Below are 16,177 nucleotides of genomic sequence, written 5' to 3' on the forward strand. Positions count from 1 at the left end.
CCGCTGGCCCCGGCCGATCGACCCGGGATGTGCAACGGGCGACTGGCCCTGGCCGTGGCGGGGTTGGGGGTCGAGGACTTCGCCGTGGCCTACGAGCAGGGGCGACGACTGTCGCCCGAGGACGTCCGGCGGCTCGTCCGCCGCGCGGGCGTGGCGGCCCTGCCCGGCTAGCTCACGGGGTAGACCGTCATCGCTGTTGCTCCGTTGGGTCATAGCGCCGTCACGTGCTCGGCAACAGCCGGGCCCGCCCCGGGGGGACGGGTCGGCCGACCCGGTCGTAGCGTGGGGCGCATGCGAACCACCACGTTGGGCAGCGCCGGTCCCGAGGTCGGCGTCATCGGTCTCGGGTGCATGGGCATGAGCCACGGATACGACATCAGCGGTCCCCGCGACGACGACACCTCGGTCTCCGTCATCCGCCAGGCCCTCGACCTGGGTGCCACCCTGATCGACACCTCGGACGTGTACGGACCGTACACAAACGAGGAACTGGTCGGGCGGGCGTTGACCGGTGGGCACCGGGAGCGGGCCGTCCTCGCGACGAAGGCCGGTCTGGTGGCGACCTCCCGCACGGGTGGTCCCGGCAACTCGCCGACGATCGGCAACAACGGTCGTCCGGAGCACATCCGCACGGCGATCGACGCGAGCCTACGCCGGCTCGGCACCGACCACGTCGACCTCTACCAGCTGCACCGGGTCGACCCGGAGGTGCCCATCGAGGAGTCCTGGGGCGCGATGGCGGAGGTGGTGGCCGCGGGCAAGGCACGGCAGATCGGGCTCTCCGAGGTGACAGTGGCCCAGATCGCGCGGGCCCAGGCGGCCCACCCGGTGGCGTCGGTGCAGTCCGAGCTGTCGCTGTGGACCCGCGACCCGCTGGCCGAGGTGCTGCCGTACTGCGCCGAGCAGGGCATCGCCTTCCTGCCGTTCTCCCCACTCGGTCGCGGTTTCCTCGCCGGCCGGTTCACCTCGTTCGACGACCTGCCCGCCGACGATTTCCGGCGCGGCCTGCCCCGCTTCCAGCAGGACGCGCTGCGCGCCAATCTGGCCATCGTCGCTGAGGTCCGGAAGATCGCCGACCGGGTCGGGCTGAGCCCGGCGCAGGTCGCGCTCGCGTGGGTGATCGCCCAGGGTGACCAGGTCGTTCCGATCCCCGGCACCAAGACACCGAAGTATCTGGTGGACAACTGCGCGGCCGGCGACGTGCGGCTCAGCGCCGAGGACCTGGCCGACCTGGACGCGCTGCCCGCTCCCGAAGGTGGCCGCTACTGAGCCTCCGGCGGCCCGGCACCGCGCGGCCGGGCCGCCACCGGCGGGCCGAACCTGACCCCGACACCGGGCGAGTAGAGCACGCTGACCGGCGGCCCGACCGGGGCCGGCAAACCGGCGGCGGCAACCAACTCGTCATCCAGGTGCAGCAGCTCGGCCCGGTGCAGCGGCCAACTCGGGTGCCAGTTCGGCAGGTGCAGCGTGCGCCCGTACGCCCGGGTGTGCAGCCCCCAGCGGGCGGTGACGAAGTGTTCGAGCGGAGTCGGGTCGACGATCCGCTCGCCCACCCGCACCACCATCCGGCTCGTCGTGCCCGCCGGCCCGGGCCAGCGCCGTCGGCACCGGTAGGTGCGCCGGTCGCCGTCACGATCCAACCGCATCGACGACCAGAGGTACGGCAGACCCAGGGTCGCCCGCGCCACCAGCACCGGCACCAGGCGGGACGCGTCGAGCGACCGGAACACCACCGCTCGTCGCCCGGCCTCGTCGACCGAGTAGAGCCGGACGTTGGTCTCCCAGAAGGTGCCGAAGTAGGGCACCCCCGGCCCACGGCCGAAGCCCAGCCCGACCATCCGAAAACCGATCAGGCCGACGTAGCTGACCCCGGCCAGCGTGTCCGGTCGGGTGCCGGCGGGCAGCAGCGGCGCGACGAGTGCCGGAGCGACGGGCCAGTGCAGGAAGGTGAGGTCCGCCCAGCGCTGCCGCAGCAGCGCCCAGGGGAACGCCTGCCGGGGCGCGTGGTCGATTGGTTCGGGACGCACCCCCTCATCCTGGCGCAGCCGGCGGGCCGGCGGGGCCTCAGGCGTGCGGGCCGACACTCAGTCGGCCAGGGCTCGTCCTCGGCACCGGCCTGAGGATCGGCCCTTCACCCGCCGTAGGCTTGGTAGCGGCGGCGAGATCAGGTGACGTACCCAAACCGCCGCAGGTGGGATGTTTTGGGACGTGCGGGGGGATGAACGCGTGACTCAGGGTGACGCGGAGCTGGTGGTGCTCGCCCAGGCGGGTGACCCGGCGGCGCTCGGCGTGCTGCTGAGCCGGCACGAGGCCGGGATGCGGGCCGTCGCGCTGAGCGTCCTCGGTTACGGCCCGGACGCCGAGGACGCGGTGCAGGACGCGATGGTGGTGGCCCTGCGTCGCATCGGCGAGGTCCGCGACCCGGCCGCCGTCGGCCCGTGGCTGCGGGCCATCGTCCGCAACAACAGCCGGATGCTGGTGCGCGGGCCCCGAGCCGTCCCGGTCGCCGAACCGGAGTGGTTCGCCCGCCCCGCCGACACGCCCACGCCCGAGGAGGCACTGGACCAGAGCGCGATGCGCGACTGGGTGTGGCACTCCGTCGGGCAACTGTCCGAGACCGACCGGCTCGTCACCCTGCTGCGGTACTTCAGCGACGCGTCCTCGTACGAGCAGATCGCGGCCGTGTGTGGCGTGCCGGTCGGCACCGTCCGCAGCCGCCTCAGCCACGCCCGCCGTGCGCTCGCCGCCGGCCTCCGGACGGCCACCAGCGCCGCGCACACCGACGTCGCCGCGTCTAACCAGGCGCGGTGGCGTGAGGGCCGCGACATGATCGCCACCGCGATGCGCGGTGACTTCGACCGGGTGGTCCGGGAGAGCTGGTGGCCGGACGCCGAGATGATCGTGCCGGGTGGCCGCCGGGGTGGCCGCGACCTGGCGATCGCCGGCATGGACTGCGACCTGACCGCCGGGGTACGTCAGCGGCTGCGCAACGTGGTGGCCAGCGGCGACGTGCTGATCTGGGAGACCGACCTGATCAGCCCGCCCGACGACCCGGAGCACTGCCCGCCGGCGGCGCTGTGGTTGCAGGTCCTACGCGAGGGCCGGGTGCGCCAACTCACCCTCTTCCACCCCGTCCCGGCGTTGGCCGGGAAATAATCGCTCCGGCGAGCGAACTTCTCCCCCGGCCCACGCATCTGGTCCGCGTCAGGCACCAGTTGCCGTGTCGGCAGACGCCGCGCGGGTCTCGGATCGGGAGATAGCCAATGGGTTCCACCAGCCACGACGTCAGCGCCCTCGCACCCGGCGCGCACACCTTCACCGTCGACGGCGTGTCGCAGGTCTACCACGTCGCCGGCACCGGCCCGGTGTGCGTGGCGCATTCGGGCGGTCCGGGCATCGAATGGTCCTACCTGCGGGCGCCCAGCCTGGAAGAGCACTTCACGATGGTGTACGTGGAGCCGGTGGGCACGGGCGGCTCGGGACGGCTCGACAACCCCGCCGATTACCGTCTCGACACGTATGCCCGGTTCCTGGACGCGGTCGTCGAGCACCTCGGCGAGCCCCGGGTGTACCTGCTCGGGCACTCGCACGGCGGTTTCGTCGTCCAGCGGTACGCTCTCGCGCACCCCGACCGGGTCGCCGGTCTCGCCCTGTACGACACCTCACCGGTCACCGGCGCGGAGTTCTGGGCGGAGGCGATGGCCGGCCTGGCCGGGTACCCGCAGCGGCACCCGGACCGGCCGGAGGCGGCGGCGGTGCCGGCTGCCTTCGGGCAGATCGGCGCGGCGACGGACGACGAGTCGTTGGGGTCGGCGCTGCGGGCCGCCCTTCCGGTGTACTTCGCGGACTTCTGGGGCCGACAGGACGAGTTCGCGCCGTTCCAGGCCGCTGTCCGGATCTGGGCGGCGCCGGCCGGCGCGCAGGACCCGACGCCCTTCGACGTACGGGACGAGCTCGGCGAGATCACCGTGCCGGTGGTGGTGATCGTCGGAAAGTACGACTTCATCTGCGGTCCGCGCTGGGCTGAGCAGTTGCACGCGGGGCTCAAGGACTCGCGGCTGGTCCTGCTGGAGCGCAGCGGGCACTTCGCGCACATCGAGCAGCCGGCGGAGTTCACCGAGGCCGTGGTGGATCTGCTCACACACTGACCGCCCGGCTTCGTCACAGCGGGGCACACCCGGAGGCGCGGCCGTGTTGCACGGTCATAGGCTGGGGCACTTTCATGCACCGTGACGAAGAGGAGACCGCCGTGAGCCAGACCGAGCGGATGGATTCCGTCGACGAGTGGAACGTCGCCGAGGATGACGGCGTCCTGGACGCCTCCGACACCCTGGACGACGACCGGGTGGGCGACCCCCTCGACACCGGCATCGTCGCCGAGGACCACTGGACGGCCGCCAACCGGTTCGGCACCACGCCCGCCGAGGAGCGGGCCGGCGAGTCCCTGGAGCAGTACCTCGCCCAGGAGGTGCCGGATGTCGACCCGTACGCCGAGGCCGACGACGACGAGGACGAGCTGACCCGCCGGGGGTACGAGGCGGAGACCCGCGCCGGCCGGCTGGTGGCGTACGACGAGGGTGTCCGCGAGGACGACGAGGCCGAGTCGGTGGCGTGGGACGCCGGGATCGACGCGGGTGCCGCGAGTGCGGAGGAAGCCGCGATCCACGTGGTCGAGGACCCGGACGGGCCGGGCGACGGCCCGTTTGCGCTGACCTGACGCCGCGCCGCCGCTCGGCACCTCGCGAGGTGTCGAGCCCGGCCGGTTGGCTGTTCAGTGGATGACGACGGGCGTCTTGAGCTGCTCGCCCCGCGGGTCGCCGAGCTGCGCCGGCTGACGTCGACGCGGCAGCAGGAAGGCCGGGATGAGCGTGAGCACGACCAGCGCGAACGCGACCCAGAACGTGCTGGCGAACGACTTGGCGGCGAAGTCGAGCCCGCGCTCGATGAGCGACGGGTCGACCGGCATCTGCTGGAGCAGCTCCGGCCGCTGCTGGGAGGCGATCGCCAAGCCGGCCTCGGTGACCGGCTTGCCGCTCTCGTCCACCATGCCGGGGATCTGACGGGAGCCGTTCAGCTCGTTGGTGAGGATCACCGACATCACGGCGGCGCCGACCGACCCGCCGATCTGCTGGAGGATGTTGACCAGCGTCGAGCCGCAGGCCACCTCCTGCGCCTGCAACGTCCGCAGCGCCGACGTCATGATCGGCATCATCGTGCCGCCCATGCCCAGACCCATCACGAACAGCGACCCGCCGAGCAGCCAGTACGAGGTCTGCGGGTCGACCTGGGTGAAGCCGAAGAACCCGACGATGATGAGACCCAGCGCGAACGGGACGGTACGCCCGATCGGCACCCGGTCGGCGAGCGTGCCGGCGATCGGCATGGTGATCATCGCGCCGATGCCCTGTGGGGCCATCAGCAGACCGGCGGTCAGCGTCGTCTCGCCGCGCACCTGCAGGAAGTAGCTCGGGAAGAGCAGACCCGCGCCCATGAACGCGATGATGAACACGAACATCGTCACCGACGCGATGGTGAGGCTGCGGTTGCGGAACAGCCGCAGGTCGAGCAGCGGGTGCCGGGGCCTGAACGAGTAGCGCACGAACGCCACCACCAGCGCTCCGCCGACCAGCATCGGGGCCCAGACCTTGGCCTCGGTGAAGGTGCCCGCCTCCGGCAGGGACGAGACGCCGTAGAGGAAGAGGGCGAGGCCCGGCGAGAGCATCAGCATGCCGACGAAGTCGAACGACTCGGACGGCTCCGGCGCGTCCTTCGGCAGCGCGAACTGCGCGTAGATCAGGGCGATCACGCCGATCGGCAGGTTGATCAGGAAGATCCAGTGCCAGCTGGCGGTGTCGATCAACCAGCCGCCGAGGATCGGGCCGCCGATCGGCCCCAGCAGCATCGGGATGCCGAGGACGGCCATCAGCCGGCCGATCCGGTGCGGGCCGGCCGCCCGGGTCATGATGGTCATGCCCAGCGGCATGAGCATGCCGCCGCCGAGGCCCTGCAGGACCCGGTAGCCGATCAGCTCGCCGATCGTGTCGGCCATGGCGCAGAGCCCCGAACCGATCGTGAACAGGGCCAACGCCACCATGTAGAGCCGCTTGGTGCCGAACCGGTCCGCCGCCCACCCGCTGAGCGGGATCACGGTGGCGAGCGCGAGGGTGTAGGCGGTCATGGTCCAGGCGACCCGGGCGTAGGACGCGTCGAACTCGCTCTGGAATGTGGGCAGCGCCACGCTGACCACCGTCACGTCGAGGATCGACATGATCGCGCCAAGGACGACGACGCCCGCCACCTTGAGCACCGCGGCGTCGAGTTTGTCCGATGTCGCGACGGATTGCTGTGTCACTAACTCTCCTGAAGTCGATTGAGCCGGCCAAGGGTGTGGTGGCGGCGATGCCGTGCCTGCCTGGCGCGGGGCGCGTCGTACCAGGACGACGACGCGCGCAGGAAGAGTATCGGGCGGGTACGACGGATCGCCGCGAGATTAGTGCTCCCCGACGCGGAGCACCCGATCAGCCCTCCCATTGGAGCCGGACGTCGGGTGTCGCTCGGGCGGTGACCGGGCCGGCCCGGCGCGGCCCGGCGGTCCCGGGATGGAACAGGGCAGCCCCGACGACCTGTTGCAGTTCACGTGCCGGCCGACGGACGGCACCCCGTCGACCGAGGAGTCACAGTGAACCGCGCCCAACTCGCCAGCTTCCTGCGCACCCGGCGCGCGGCGCTGCAGCCCGAGGACGTCGGGCTGCCTCGGGGGCCCCGCCGGCGCACCGGTGGGCTGCGCCGTGAGGAGGTCGCCGCGTTGAGCGGGATGTCGACCGACTACTACAGCCGCCTGGAGCAGCAGCGCGGGCCGCACCCCTCGGAGCAGATGCTCACCGCGCTGGCCCGTGGCCTGCGGCTCTCGCGGGCCGAACGGGACCACCTCCTCCAGCTCGCCGGCCACGCCGTCCCGCACCGGGCGGCGCCGGCCGACCAGGTCAACCCGGGAATGCGGCGGATCCTCGACCGGATGCGGGACACCCCGGCCCAGGTGGTCAACCACCTCGGCGAGACCTTGGCGCAGACCCCGCCGGCCGTCGCCCTGCTCGGCGACGAGACCCGGTACACCGGGCTGGCCCGCAGCGCGCACCACCGCTGGTTCACCGACCCGACGGCACGGCGGCTGCACCCGGCGGAGCACCATCAGACGCAGAGCCGCCTGCTGGTGGCGCACCTGCACGCGTCGTACGTCCGGGACGGCCAGGGTTCGCGGGTGGCCGTGCTCGTCGACGACCTGCTCGCCGAGAGCGCGGAGTTCGCGCGGCTCTGGCGGGAGCACCCGGTCCCGGCCGGCTCCTGCCCGGCGAAGCACTTCGTGCACCCGGAGGTCGGGGCGATGGAGCTGCACTGCCAGACGCTGGTGGACCCGGACCAGTCGCAGACCCTGCTGGTCTTCACCGCCGCGCCCGGGTCGGCGAGCGACGAGAAGCTGCGGCTGCTCGTGGCCGGCCCGGCGCGTGATCGTGCACCGGCTGTTCAGGCGACGTTCTGACGCAGGTTCCACTGTGGTGGGCGACGGGCGCTTGCATCTGCCCCGGCGGCAACGGCCGCCGAGTCGATGCGGGAGGCAATGTGCGTACCACTTCCACAAGGGCCCGGGCGGCGGCGTCCGCCGCGGCGGTGATCTCGCTGCTCGCGGCGGCACCGGCACTGGGCGCTCCCGGGCAGCAGAGCCCGGGGAAGCCGGGCGCGGGGGCGAGTTGCGGGCCGGACGCGTCGCTGATCGGCTACTCCGACGCCCTGGACAAGACCACAGTCGCCGGCAACCCGGTCGCCGGCCTGTCGGCGCTGACGTTCGCCCGTCCGGGGCGCGCGCTGGCGCTGGTGGACAACATCGGCACGACCCCCGCCCGGGTCTACCAGCTGGGTCTGAAGACGGACCGGCGCGGGGTCGACGTGGGTGTCCGCGACGTCACGGTGCTCCGCCGCCCGGACGGCACGCCGTACACCGGGGCGGACTTCGACGGTGAGGGGCTGGTCGCGGAGCGCGGCGGGGAGACCATCCTGGCCAGCTCGGAGCGGGAGCCGTCGATCAGGCGGTTCCGGCTCTCCGACGGTCGGGAGATCGCCGCGCTGCCGGTGCCGGAGCGGTTCCGGGTCAGCCCGGCCGGTGGGGCCACTGTCAACCAGACGTTCGAGGCGCTGGCCACCACCCCGGACCACCGGGTGCTCTACGCCGGGATGGAGGGCCCGCTCGCCGAGGACGGCCGTGACGCCGCCGGTCGCGGCCTCAACCGGATCATCCGGTACGACGGCCGCGAGGGCGGCGGGTACGCCCCGAGCGTCCAGTACGCCTACCGGACCGACAGCGACCTGGGCCTGGTCGAGCTGATCGCGCTCGGTGGGGACCAGTTGCTCGCGGTGGAGCGGGGCTTCACCACCGGCGTGGGCAACACCGTCCGGGTCTACCGGGTCTCCGCCACCGGCGCGCCCGACGTCTCCGCCGTGTCGGCCCTGTCGACGGTGACCGACCCGCGCTCGTGGCTCGGCAAGGAGCTGCTTGTCGACATCGCCGACTGCCCGCCGTCGGGCGCGACCACCCCGCAACCCCAGCCGAACCCGCTGTTGGACAACATCGAGGGCGCTGCGCTCGGCGGCACCCTGCCGGGCGGCCGTCGCGAGGTGTATCTCGTCTCCGACGACAACGGCAGCGCCACCCAGACGACCCGGGTGTACTCGCTGTCGGTGAAGCTGCGGCCCGAGGTGACACTGCGGGAGCGGGCGCTGCTGTCGGCGACCGCGTACCAGCCGGGCCCGGTCTCCGGCACCCAGCTCGCCACCACCCCGGTCAACGGGATCACCGCGCCCTTTCCCGGCCAGCCCATCCCCGGCTTCTCCGCGGTGATCCCGGCCCGGCCGGGTGACCGCTCCGGCCGGCGGCTGCTCGCCATGCCGGACAACGGATTCGGCGCGAAGACCAACTCGGCCGACTTCCTGCTGCGGGCGTACGAGATCGAGCCCGACTACCACCGGCAGAGCGTGTCCGTCCGTGGGCACATCAGCTTCCGCGACCCGGACCACCGGGTGCCGTTCCCGATCGTCAACGGCGACACCCGGGACCGTCTGCTGACCGGCGCGGACTTGGACATCGAGTCGTTGGCCCGCGACGCGCGCGGCGACCTGTGGATCGGCGACGAGTTCGGCCCGTACCTGGTCCGCACCGACCGGACCGGAAGGGTGCTCCAGGCGCCGATCCCGCTGCCCGACGGTACGAAGTCCCCGCAGTCGCCGGACCTGGCCCCGGGCGAGACCCCGACAGTGCGCGCCAGCAACGGGTTCGAGGCGATGGCGGCCAGCGAGGACGGTTGGACCCTCTACCCGATCCTGGAGGGCGCCCAGGTCAACGACCCGGACCAGCGCCGCCGGGTGGTCTACGAGTTCGACGTGCGGCGCAACCGGTACACCGGCCGCACCTGGTCCTTCCGGGTCGACGACCCGTCCCTGCTGGTCGGCGACGCGGCGGTGCTCGACGGCCGGCGGCTGCTGCTGATCGAGCGGGACAACGGCATGGGCCAGCAGTCGCTGGTCAAGCGCCTGGTCGTGACCGACCTGGACGAGGTGGGCGCGGACGGCTACCTGAGGCGGCGGACCGCTGTCGACCTGATGCGGCTGGCCGACCCGACGGGCGTCTCCACTCCGGCACGGCCGGGTGAGTACGGCGTCGGCCCGCTCTTCTCGTTCCCGTTGCAGTCGGTCGAGTCGGTGCTGCCGCTCGACGGTGACCGGGTGCTCGTCGCCAATGACAACAACTTCCCGGGTAACGACGGTCGCATCCCGGGGCGCGCGGACGACACCGAACTGATCGTGATCGACGTGCCCGACCTGCGGTAGCCCTGCCCGACACGACGGCCCCCGGCGCGCTCGCGCCGGGGGCGTCGTGTCGGGCGGCGGTTTCCGGAAACGGCACGACATTGATATCAATGAGCGTCGCTGTAATGATTAACAGACTTTACAGTTGACCTGCCCCCGGAAGGACCAGAGATGACGCGACGATGGGCCGGGGCCCTGCTCCCCCGCATCCGCTGGACCGCCGCGCTCGCGGCGGCCGTCCTCACCGTGCCGGCCGGCCTGGTGCTCGGCGCCCCGGCCGCGACGGCGGCCGCCACCGGAGCCATCACCGGGTACGGCGGCAAGTGCGTCGACGTGGCCGCCGCCAGCTCCGCCAACAGCACGCCGGTGCAGCTCTTCACCTGCAACGGCTCCGCCGCGCAGCAGTGGACGGTGGCCGACGACGGCACGATCAGGGCGCTCGGCAAGTGCCTCGACATCGCCGCCGGCAGCACCGCCAACGGCGCCCGGGCCCAGATCTACGACTGCAACGGCACCGGGGCGCAACAGTGGTCGTCCAGCGCCGGGCAGCTGGTCAACCCGGTCTCGGGCAAGTGCCTCGACGCGACCGGCCCCAGCTCGGCCGACGGCACTCCGCTGCAGATCTGGAGCTGCACCGGCACCGCCAACCAGACCTGGACGCTGCCCACCGGCGGCGGCACCCCGCCACCGTCGTCCGGCGGCTTCACCCACCCGGGCGTGCTGGTCAGCCGAGGCCAGCTCGACTTCGTCCGCGGCCAGGTGCAGGCCGGCGCGCAGCCGTGGGCGGCGGCCCACAACCAGATGATGACCAGCCGGTACGCCTCCCTCTCGCGCACCCCGGCCCCCCGTTCGGTGGTCGAGTGCGGTTCCTACTCGAACCCCAACAACGGCTGCACCGACGAGCGTGAGGACGCCATCGCCGCGTACACCGACGCGCTCGCCTGGTATCTCACCGGGGACGCCCGGTACGCGCAGAAGTCGATCCAGATCATGGACGCCTGGTCGGCCACCATCACCGCGCACACCGGCAGCAACGCCCCGCTGCAGACCGGCTGGGCCGCCTCGGTCTGGCCCCGGGCCGCCGAGATCATCAAGTACACGTACTCGAGCTGGCCCAACGCCAACCGCTTCGCCACCATGCTGCGCAACGTCTACCTGCCGATGGTGCGCAACGGCTCGAACAGCAACGGCAACTGGGAACTGACCATGATGGAGGCCACCGTCGGCATCGCGGTGTTCCTGGAGGACCGGTCCGCCTACGACGCGGCGGTCACCCGCTTCCTCAACCGCGCCCGGGCCTTCGTCTACCTGCCCAGCGACGGCGCGCTGCCGTACACGATGCCCGGCAGCGGCCTGGACACCAGCGCGGAGACCATCGGCTACTGGCAGGGCCAGTCCACCTTCGTCGCCGGCCTCGCCCAGGAGACCTGCCGCGACTTCGTGCACACCGGGTACGGGATCTCCGCCATCTCGCACGTCGCCGAGACCTCCCGCATCCAGGGACGCGACCTGTACCCGCAGGTCGGCGAGCGGCTGCGGCAGGCGCTCGGTTTCCACTCGCGCTACCAGCTCGGCGAGGCGCCGCCCTCCTGGCTCTGCGGCGGCAACCTGACCCGGGGCCTCGGCCCGATCACCGAGGTCGGCTTCAACGCGATGAGCACCCGGCTGGGCAACGTCATGACCAACACCCAGACCCTCACGCTGCAGCAGCGTCCCGCCGGTACGAACAACCTCTTCGTCGCCTGGGAGACGCTCACCCACGCCAACAACCCCAACTGACCAGGCCGGGTGGGTCGACGCCGGATGTCCGGCGTCGACCCACCGGGCTGCTCGGCAGTCGGCGCCCAGGGCCGCCACCGGGCTGACCCGCGACGCCCGCCTCGCCGGCTGACGGGACAACGCGCGACCGCCACTGCCCTAACATTGGAAACATTCGATGAATGGTCCGCTGCGGTCACCCGAAAGCGAGGCAATCATCATGCCCGATCGACAGCTCCGCGGCGCCCGGTTCAGGGCCGCCGCGCTGGCCGCCTGCGCGCTCACGGCGACAGTGGTGGCGACGGGCGCGAGTCCGGCGTACGCCGCGGCGGACACCGAACGCCCCAGCGCACCCGGCCCCATCACGGTCGTCGCCATCGACACCACCTGGGTCGAGTTGACCTGGGCGGCCTCGACCGACAACGTCGGGGTGGTCCGCTACCCGGTCGGCGCGCGCTTCGAGGACACCGGCGCCCACTACTCGACCGACACCACGAGCATCCGGATCACCGGGCTGCGGCCGTCGCGCACGTACGTCTTCTCCGTCGCGGCGGAGGACGCGGCCGGCAACAGGTCACTGGCCGATCCGACAGTGCGGCTGACCATGCCGCCGGGGGACGACCAGCCGCCGAGCGCACCCGGCCAACCGGTCGCCTACGACGTCGCCGCCACGCTGCTGTGGCTCCGCTGGGCGCACTCGGTGGAGAACGTCGCGCTGGATCGGTACGAGGTGTTCCGGGTCGACAGCGGCGGCACGCTCACCCGGGTCAGCGAGGTCTACCAATATCCCCCGGGGCGCAACAGCACCCAGATCAGCGGGTTGACGCCGAACACCACGTACACCTTCGTGGTGCAGGCCCGCGACGAGGCCGGCCAGCTGTCCGAGCTGTCCGAGCCGGTCACCGTGACCACGCTGCCGCCGCCGCCGAGCTGCGCGGTCCGATCGGTTCTGGGGCAGTGGCCCGACGGTTTCGTGGCGCGCCTGGCGGTCACCAACACCGGCCCGACCCCGATCGACGGGTGGACGATGCGCTGGCGGTTCTACGCCGGCCAGCAGCTGCGCAGCCTCTGGGGCGCGGAGGTCGTCGACCGGGACAGCAGCTACCTGCGGGTGCGTGATGTCCGGCACAACGGGCTGATTCCGCCGGGCGGCACGGTGTCGCTGGGAGTCGTCGCCAGCGGCTCCCAGACGCCGCAGGAGGTCACGCTGAACGGCGGCGTCTGCGTGGTGGCGGACGAGTAACGCTCGGGTGCGGGGTCTGGCGCGCGCCGCGACATCTTGCGACGCTAACGGTCGTGTATGACTACGACCTGGTAGTGCTGGGGTCCGGGCCCAGCGGTCAGAAGGCCGCGATCGCCGCCGCCAAGCTCGGCAGGCGGGTCGCCATCGTGGACCGCCGCGACATGATCGGTGGGGTGTGCATCAACACCGGCACCGTCCCCTCCAAGACGCTGCGCGAGGCCGTGCTCTACCTGACCGGCCTGAGCCAGCGGGACCTGTACGGCAGCAGCTACCGGGTCAAGGAGGAGATCACCGTCAGCGACCTGGCTGCCCGGACCCAGCACGTCATCACCCGGCAGACCGACGTCATCCGCAACCAACTGGCCCGCAACCGGGTCACGATGATCACCGGCACCGGACGGTTCGCCGACGCGCAGTCGATCTGGGTCGACGGCGGCTCGGGCCGCGAGTCGAAGGTGACCTTCGACAAGGCCATCATCGCCGCGGGCACCCGCCCGGCGCGCCCGGACAGCGTCGACTTCGACGACCGGACCATCGTGGACTCCGACGGCGTCATCAACCTCCAGGCCGTCCCGCGCAGCATGGTCGTGGTCGGCGCCGGCGTGATCGGCATGGAGTACGCCTCGATGTTCGCCGCGCTCGGCACCAAGGTGACGGTGGTGGAGCGGCGCGACCGGATGCTCGACTTCTGCGACGACGAGGTGGTCGAGTCACTCAAGTACCACCTGCGCGACCTGTCCGTGGCGTTCCGCTTCGGCGAGGAGGTCGCCGCCGTGGAGAAGCACCAGACGGCGGCGCTGTGCATCCTCAAGAGCGGCAAGAAGATCGTCGCGGACACGGTGATGTACTCGGCCGGCCGCCAGGGCCAGACCGACGACCTGGCCCTGGCGGCGGCCGGGCTGGCGGCGGACCGACGCGGACGGATCGCCGTCGACGCCAACTACCGCACCCCGGTGGAGAACATCTACGCCGTCGGTGACGTGATCGGCTTCCCCGCGCTCGCGTCCACCTCGATGGAGCAGGGCCGGCTGGCCGCGCAGCACGCCTGCGGCGAGCCGATCCGGGAGATGCACGGCCTGCAACCGATCGGCATCTACACCATTCCGGAGATCAGCTTCGTCGGGCAGACCGAGGCGCAGCTCACCGACACCTCGACCCCGTTCGAGGTGGGCATCGCCCGCTACCGGGAGCTGGCCCGGGGCCAGATCGTGGGTGACTCCTACGGCATGCTGAAGCTGCTCGTCTCCCCCGACGACGGCCGGCTGCTCGGGGTGCACGTGTTCGGCACCGCCGCCACCGAGATCGTCCACATCGGGCAGGCCGTGATCGGCTGCGGCGGCACCATCGACTACCTGGTCGACGCGGTGTTCAACTACCCGACGCTGGCCGAGGCGTACAAGGTGGCCGCCCTGGACGCTTCCAACAAGATCCGCAACATCACCCGCATCGACGGCTAGCCGCGTCCGGCCGCTCAGGGCTAGCGCCATTGGCCGGTGCACGGCGTTCGGGTCCGCCGCGCACGGCCGATGGTCCGTCAGCTCGCCGAGCAGGTGGGGCTGAGGCTGCGGCGGTGCCGTTGGCCTGGAAGCCGTACTCGGTGGACTGTCCGGCGCCGACCTGGCCGTTGTAGGCCACGTTCGTCCAGGTGGTCGTGCCGCTGCTACCGCTGCGGTTGGCGTTCCAGACGCTGGTGACCGTGGCGCCCGACGGCAGGCCGATCGTGACCGTCCAGCCGTTGATGGCCGACGAGCCGGCGGTCACCCGCACGGTGGCCACGAAACCACCCGTCCACTGGTTCACCGACACCGTCGCGGTGCAGCCACCCTGGCCCGGCGGGTTGGTGGGCGGGTCGGTCGGCGGGTCGGTGGGCGGGTCCGTGGGCGGGTCGGTGGGCGTGGTGCCGTTGTTCAACGCCGCGAGCACCGCGTCGTACGCCGCCTTCTTCTGACCACTGCTGTTGAACAGCAACGGCGTCTGGCTGGACCGCCACGAGTCGCTGTCGCGGATGCCCCACACCGTGATCCCGTTGCAGCGGGCCACCGCCAGGCAGTCCTCCACCACACTGCGATACGTGTTGGCCGGGGCGCCCTGAATGTCCAACTCGGTGATCTGGACGTCCACCCCGAGCGCCGCGAAGCTCGACAGCGTGGTGCGGTAGTTGCTCACATACGGCGAGTCGTTGTTGAAGTGCGACTGGAACCCCACACAGTCGATCGGCACGCCACGGGACTTGAAGTCCCGCACCATGTTGTACACGGCCTGCGTCTTCGCGTGCGTCCAGTTGTCCGTGTTGTAGTCGTTGTAACACAACTTCGCGTTCGGATCCGCCGCGTCGGCGGCCCGGAACGCCGCCTCGATCCAGTCGTTGCCGGTGCGCTGCAGATTCGAGTCCCGACGCGCACCCGAACTACCATCCGCGAACGCCTCGTTCACCACGTCCCAGGCCACCACCTGACCGCGGAAGTGCGTCGCGACCTGCGTGACGTGGTTGAGCATCGCCGACCGCAACGCGCTGCCGCTCATGCCCTGCATCCAACTGGGCTGCTGCGAATGCCACGCCAGGGTGTGACCCCGCACGCTCATCCCCCGACTGCGGGCGTGGTTGACGATCTGCTCGGCCGCGCCGTAGCTGAACCGACCCTGCTGCGGCTCGGTCGCGTCGATCTTCATCTCGTTCTCGGGCGTCACCGAGTTGAACTCTCGGTTGAGGATCGTCGTGTAGTTGCTGTCCGACAACCGACCAGCCGCCACCGCCGTACCAAAATAGCGGCCCTTCTCGGCGGCGGACGCGCCGAGCGTGGTGCCGGCGGCGGCGGGCGCCGTCATGAACAGCGCCATGCCGGCGGCGAGGGCTCCCGCGCCGGTCAGCGCGATGGCGGCTCTCGATGCCGCCTTCCATTTCGTGTGCCTCATCGTGCGACTCCTTCTGAGGTGGTGGGGTGGGGGGAAATCAGGACACCGAACAGGCGGCGCCGTTGAGGGCGAACGACGTGGGCTTGCCGGTGCCGCCCTCATGCGTGGCCTGGAAGCCGATCTCGACCGACGCGTTCGGGGCGATGGCGGCGTTGTAGGAGACGTTGCGGGCGGTCACCGCGCCGCTCGACGGGGCGTACTGGGCGTTCCAGCCGCTGGTGATGCGCTGCCCGGTGGGCAGCGTGAAGGTCAGCTCCCATCCGTTCACGGCGCTGGAACCGGTGTTGGTGATGGCCACGCTCGCGGTGAGACCGCTGTTCCAGGCGTTGACCGTGTACCCCACCCGGCAACCGCCACCGGTCGGCGGCGGAGTCGTCGGGGGTGGGGTGGTGGGCGGTGGGGTGGTCG

General features: G+C 71.6%; 13 protein-coding genes. 9 read left to right on the top strand and 4 right to left on the bottom strand.

The features are described from left to right. The first annotated feature begins 291 nt into the window (after positions 1 to 291). Complete coding sequence (locus JM949_RS23810; RefSeq protein WP_203150546.1) at positions 292 to 1,269, top strand: aldo/keto reductase; 978 nt, start codon at positions 292 to 294, stop codon at positions 1,267 to 1,269. Here JM949_RS23810 and JM949_RS23815 read toward each other — a convergent pair. Next, positions 1,263 to 2,027, bottom strand: a complete 765-nt coding sequence (locus JM949_RS23815) for a YqjF family protein (protein ID WP_203150547.1) — start codon at positions 2,025 to 2,027, stop codon at positions 1,263 to 1,265. The two genes, JM949_RS23810 and JM949_RS23815, sit on opposite strands and share 7 nt — an antisense overlap. 199 nt (positions 2,028 to 2,226) lie before the next feature. Here JM949_RS23815 and JM949_RS23820 point away from each other — a divergent pair, with 199 nt between their 5' ends. The 3 genes from JM949_RS23820 to JM949_RS23830 all read left to right on the top strand — a co-directional run bounded on the left by JM949_RS23820 (position 2,227) and on the right by JM949_RS23830 (position 4,717). Next, positions 2,227 to 3,156, top strand: a complete 930-nt coding sequence (locus JM949_RS23820) for an RNA polymerase sigma factor (protein WP_203150548.1) — start codon at positions 2,227 to 2,229, stop codon at positions 3,154 to 3,156. Between the two features lie 107 nt (positions 3,157 to 3,263). Next, positions 3,264 to 4,148, top strand: a complete 885-nt coding sequence (locus JM949_RS23825; protein ID WP_203150549.1) for an alpha/beta fold hydrolase — start codon at positions 3,264 to 3,266, stop codon at positions 4,146 to 4,148. 101 nt (positions 4,149 to 4,249) lie between these two features. Further along, complete coding sequence (locus JM949_RS23830; RefSeq protein WP_203150550.1) at positions 4,250 to 4,717, top strand: DUF5709 domain-containing protein; 468 nt, start codon at positions 4,250 to 4,252, stop codon at positions 4,715 to 4,717. Positions 4,718 to 4,771: 54 nt separating this feature from the next. On the opposite strand, the gene JM949_RS23835 is transcribed toward JM949_RS23830, so the two are convergent. Continuing rightward, complete coding sequence (locus tag JM949_RS23835) at positions 4,772 to 6,352, bottom strand: DHA2 family efflux MFS transporter permease subunit (RefSeq protein WP_203150551.1); 1,581 nt, start codon at positions 6,350 to 6,352, stop codon at positions 4,772 to 4,774. Between the two features lie 327 nt (positions 6,353 to 6,679). Between JM949_RS23835 and JM949_RS23840 the strand changes: the two genes are divergently transcribed. The 5 genes from JM949_RS23840 (at position 6,680) to sthA (ending at position 14,313) form a co-directional block, all read left to right on the top strand. Further along, positions 6,680 to 7,537 (top strand): helix-turn-helix transcriptional regulator, encoded by an 858-nt coding sequence (locus JM949_RS23840; RefSeq protein ID WP_203150552.1) that lies wholly within the window; start codon positions 6,680 to 6,682, stop codon positions 7,535 to 7,537. Between the two features lie 80 nt (positions 7,538 to 7,617). Then, the gene (locus JM949_RS23845) at positions 7,618 to 9,876 is read left to right on the top strand and encodes an esterase-like activity of phytase family protein (protein ID WP_203150553.1); all 2,259 of its coding nucleotides are present in this window, start codon (positions 7,618 to 7,620) and stop codon (positions 9,874 to 9,876) included. Between the two features lie 150 nt (positions 9,877 to 10,026). Continuing rightward, positions 10,027 to 11,634, top strand: a complete 1,608-nt coding sequence (locus tag JM949_RS23855) for a ricin-type beta-trefoil lectin domain protein (protein WP_238433759.1) — start codon at positions 10,027 to 10,029, stop codon at positions 11,632 to 11,634. A gap of 199 nt (positions 11,635 to 11,833) precedes the next feature. After that, a complete protein-coding gene (locus tag JM949_RS23860) occupies positions 11,834 to 12,856 on the top strand; it encodes a fibronectin type III domain-containing protein (protein ID WP_203150554.1) in 1,023 nt (340 codons plus the stop codon). 53 nt (positions 12,857 to 12,909) lie between these two features. Beyond that, positions 12,910 to 14,313: a Si-specific NAD(P)(+) transhydrogenase gene (sthA, locus tag JM949_RS23865; RefSeq protein ID WP_203150555.1), complete on the top strand. Its 1,404-nt coding sequence runs from the start codon at positions 12,910 to 12,912 to the stop codon at positions 14,311 to 14,313. On the opposite strand, the gene JM949_RS23870 is transcribed toward sthA, so the two are convergent. After that, complete coding sequence (locus JM949_RS23870; RefSeq protein ID WP_203150556.1) at positions 14,294 to 15,769, bottom strand: endo-1,4-beta-xylanase; 1,476 nt, start codon at positions 15,767 to 15,769, stop codon at positions 14,294 to 14,296. The genes sthA and JM949_RS23870 overlap by 20 nt on opposite strands. Positions 15,770 to 15,806: 37 nt before the next feature. Further along, positions 15,807 to 16,177: cellulose binding domain-containing protein (locus tag JM949_RS23875; RefSeq protein ID WP_203150557.1), on the bottom strand; the 371-nt coding region annotated here is incomplete at its 5' end.

Source organism: Micromonospora tarensis (assembly GCF_016803395.1).
In the GTDB taxonomy this organism is placed as follows: Bacteria; Actinomycetota; Actinomycetes; order Mycobacteriales; family Micromonosporaceae; genus Micromonospora; species Micromonospora tarensis.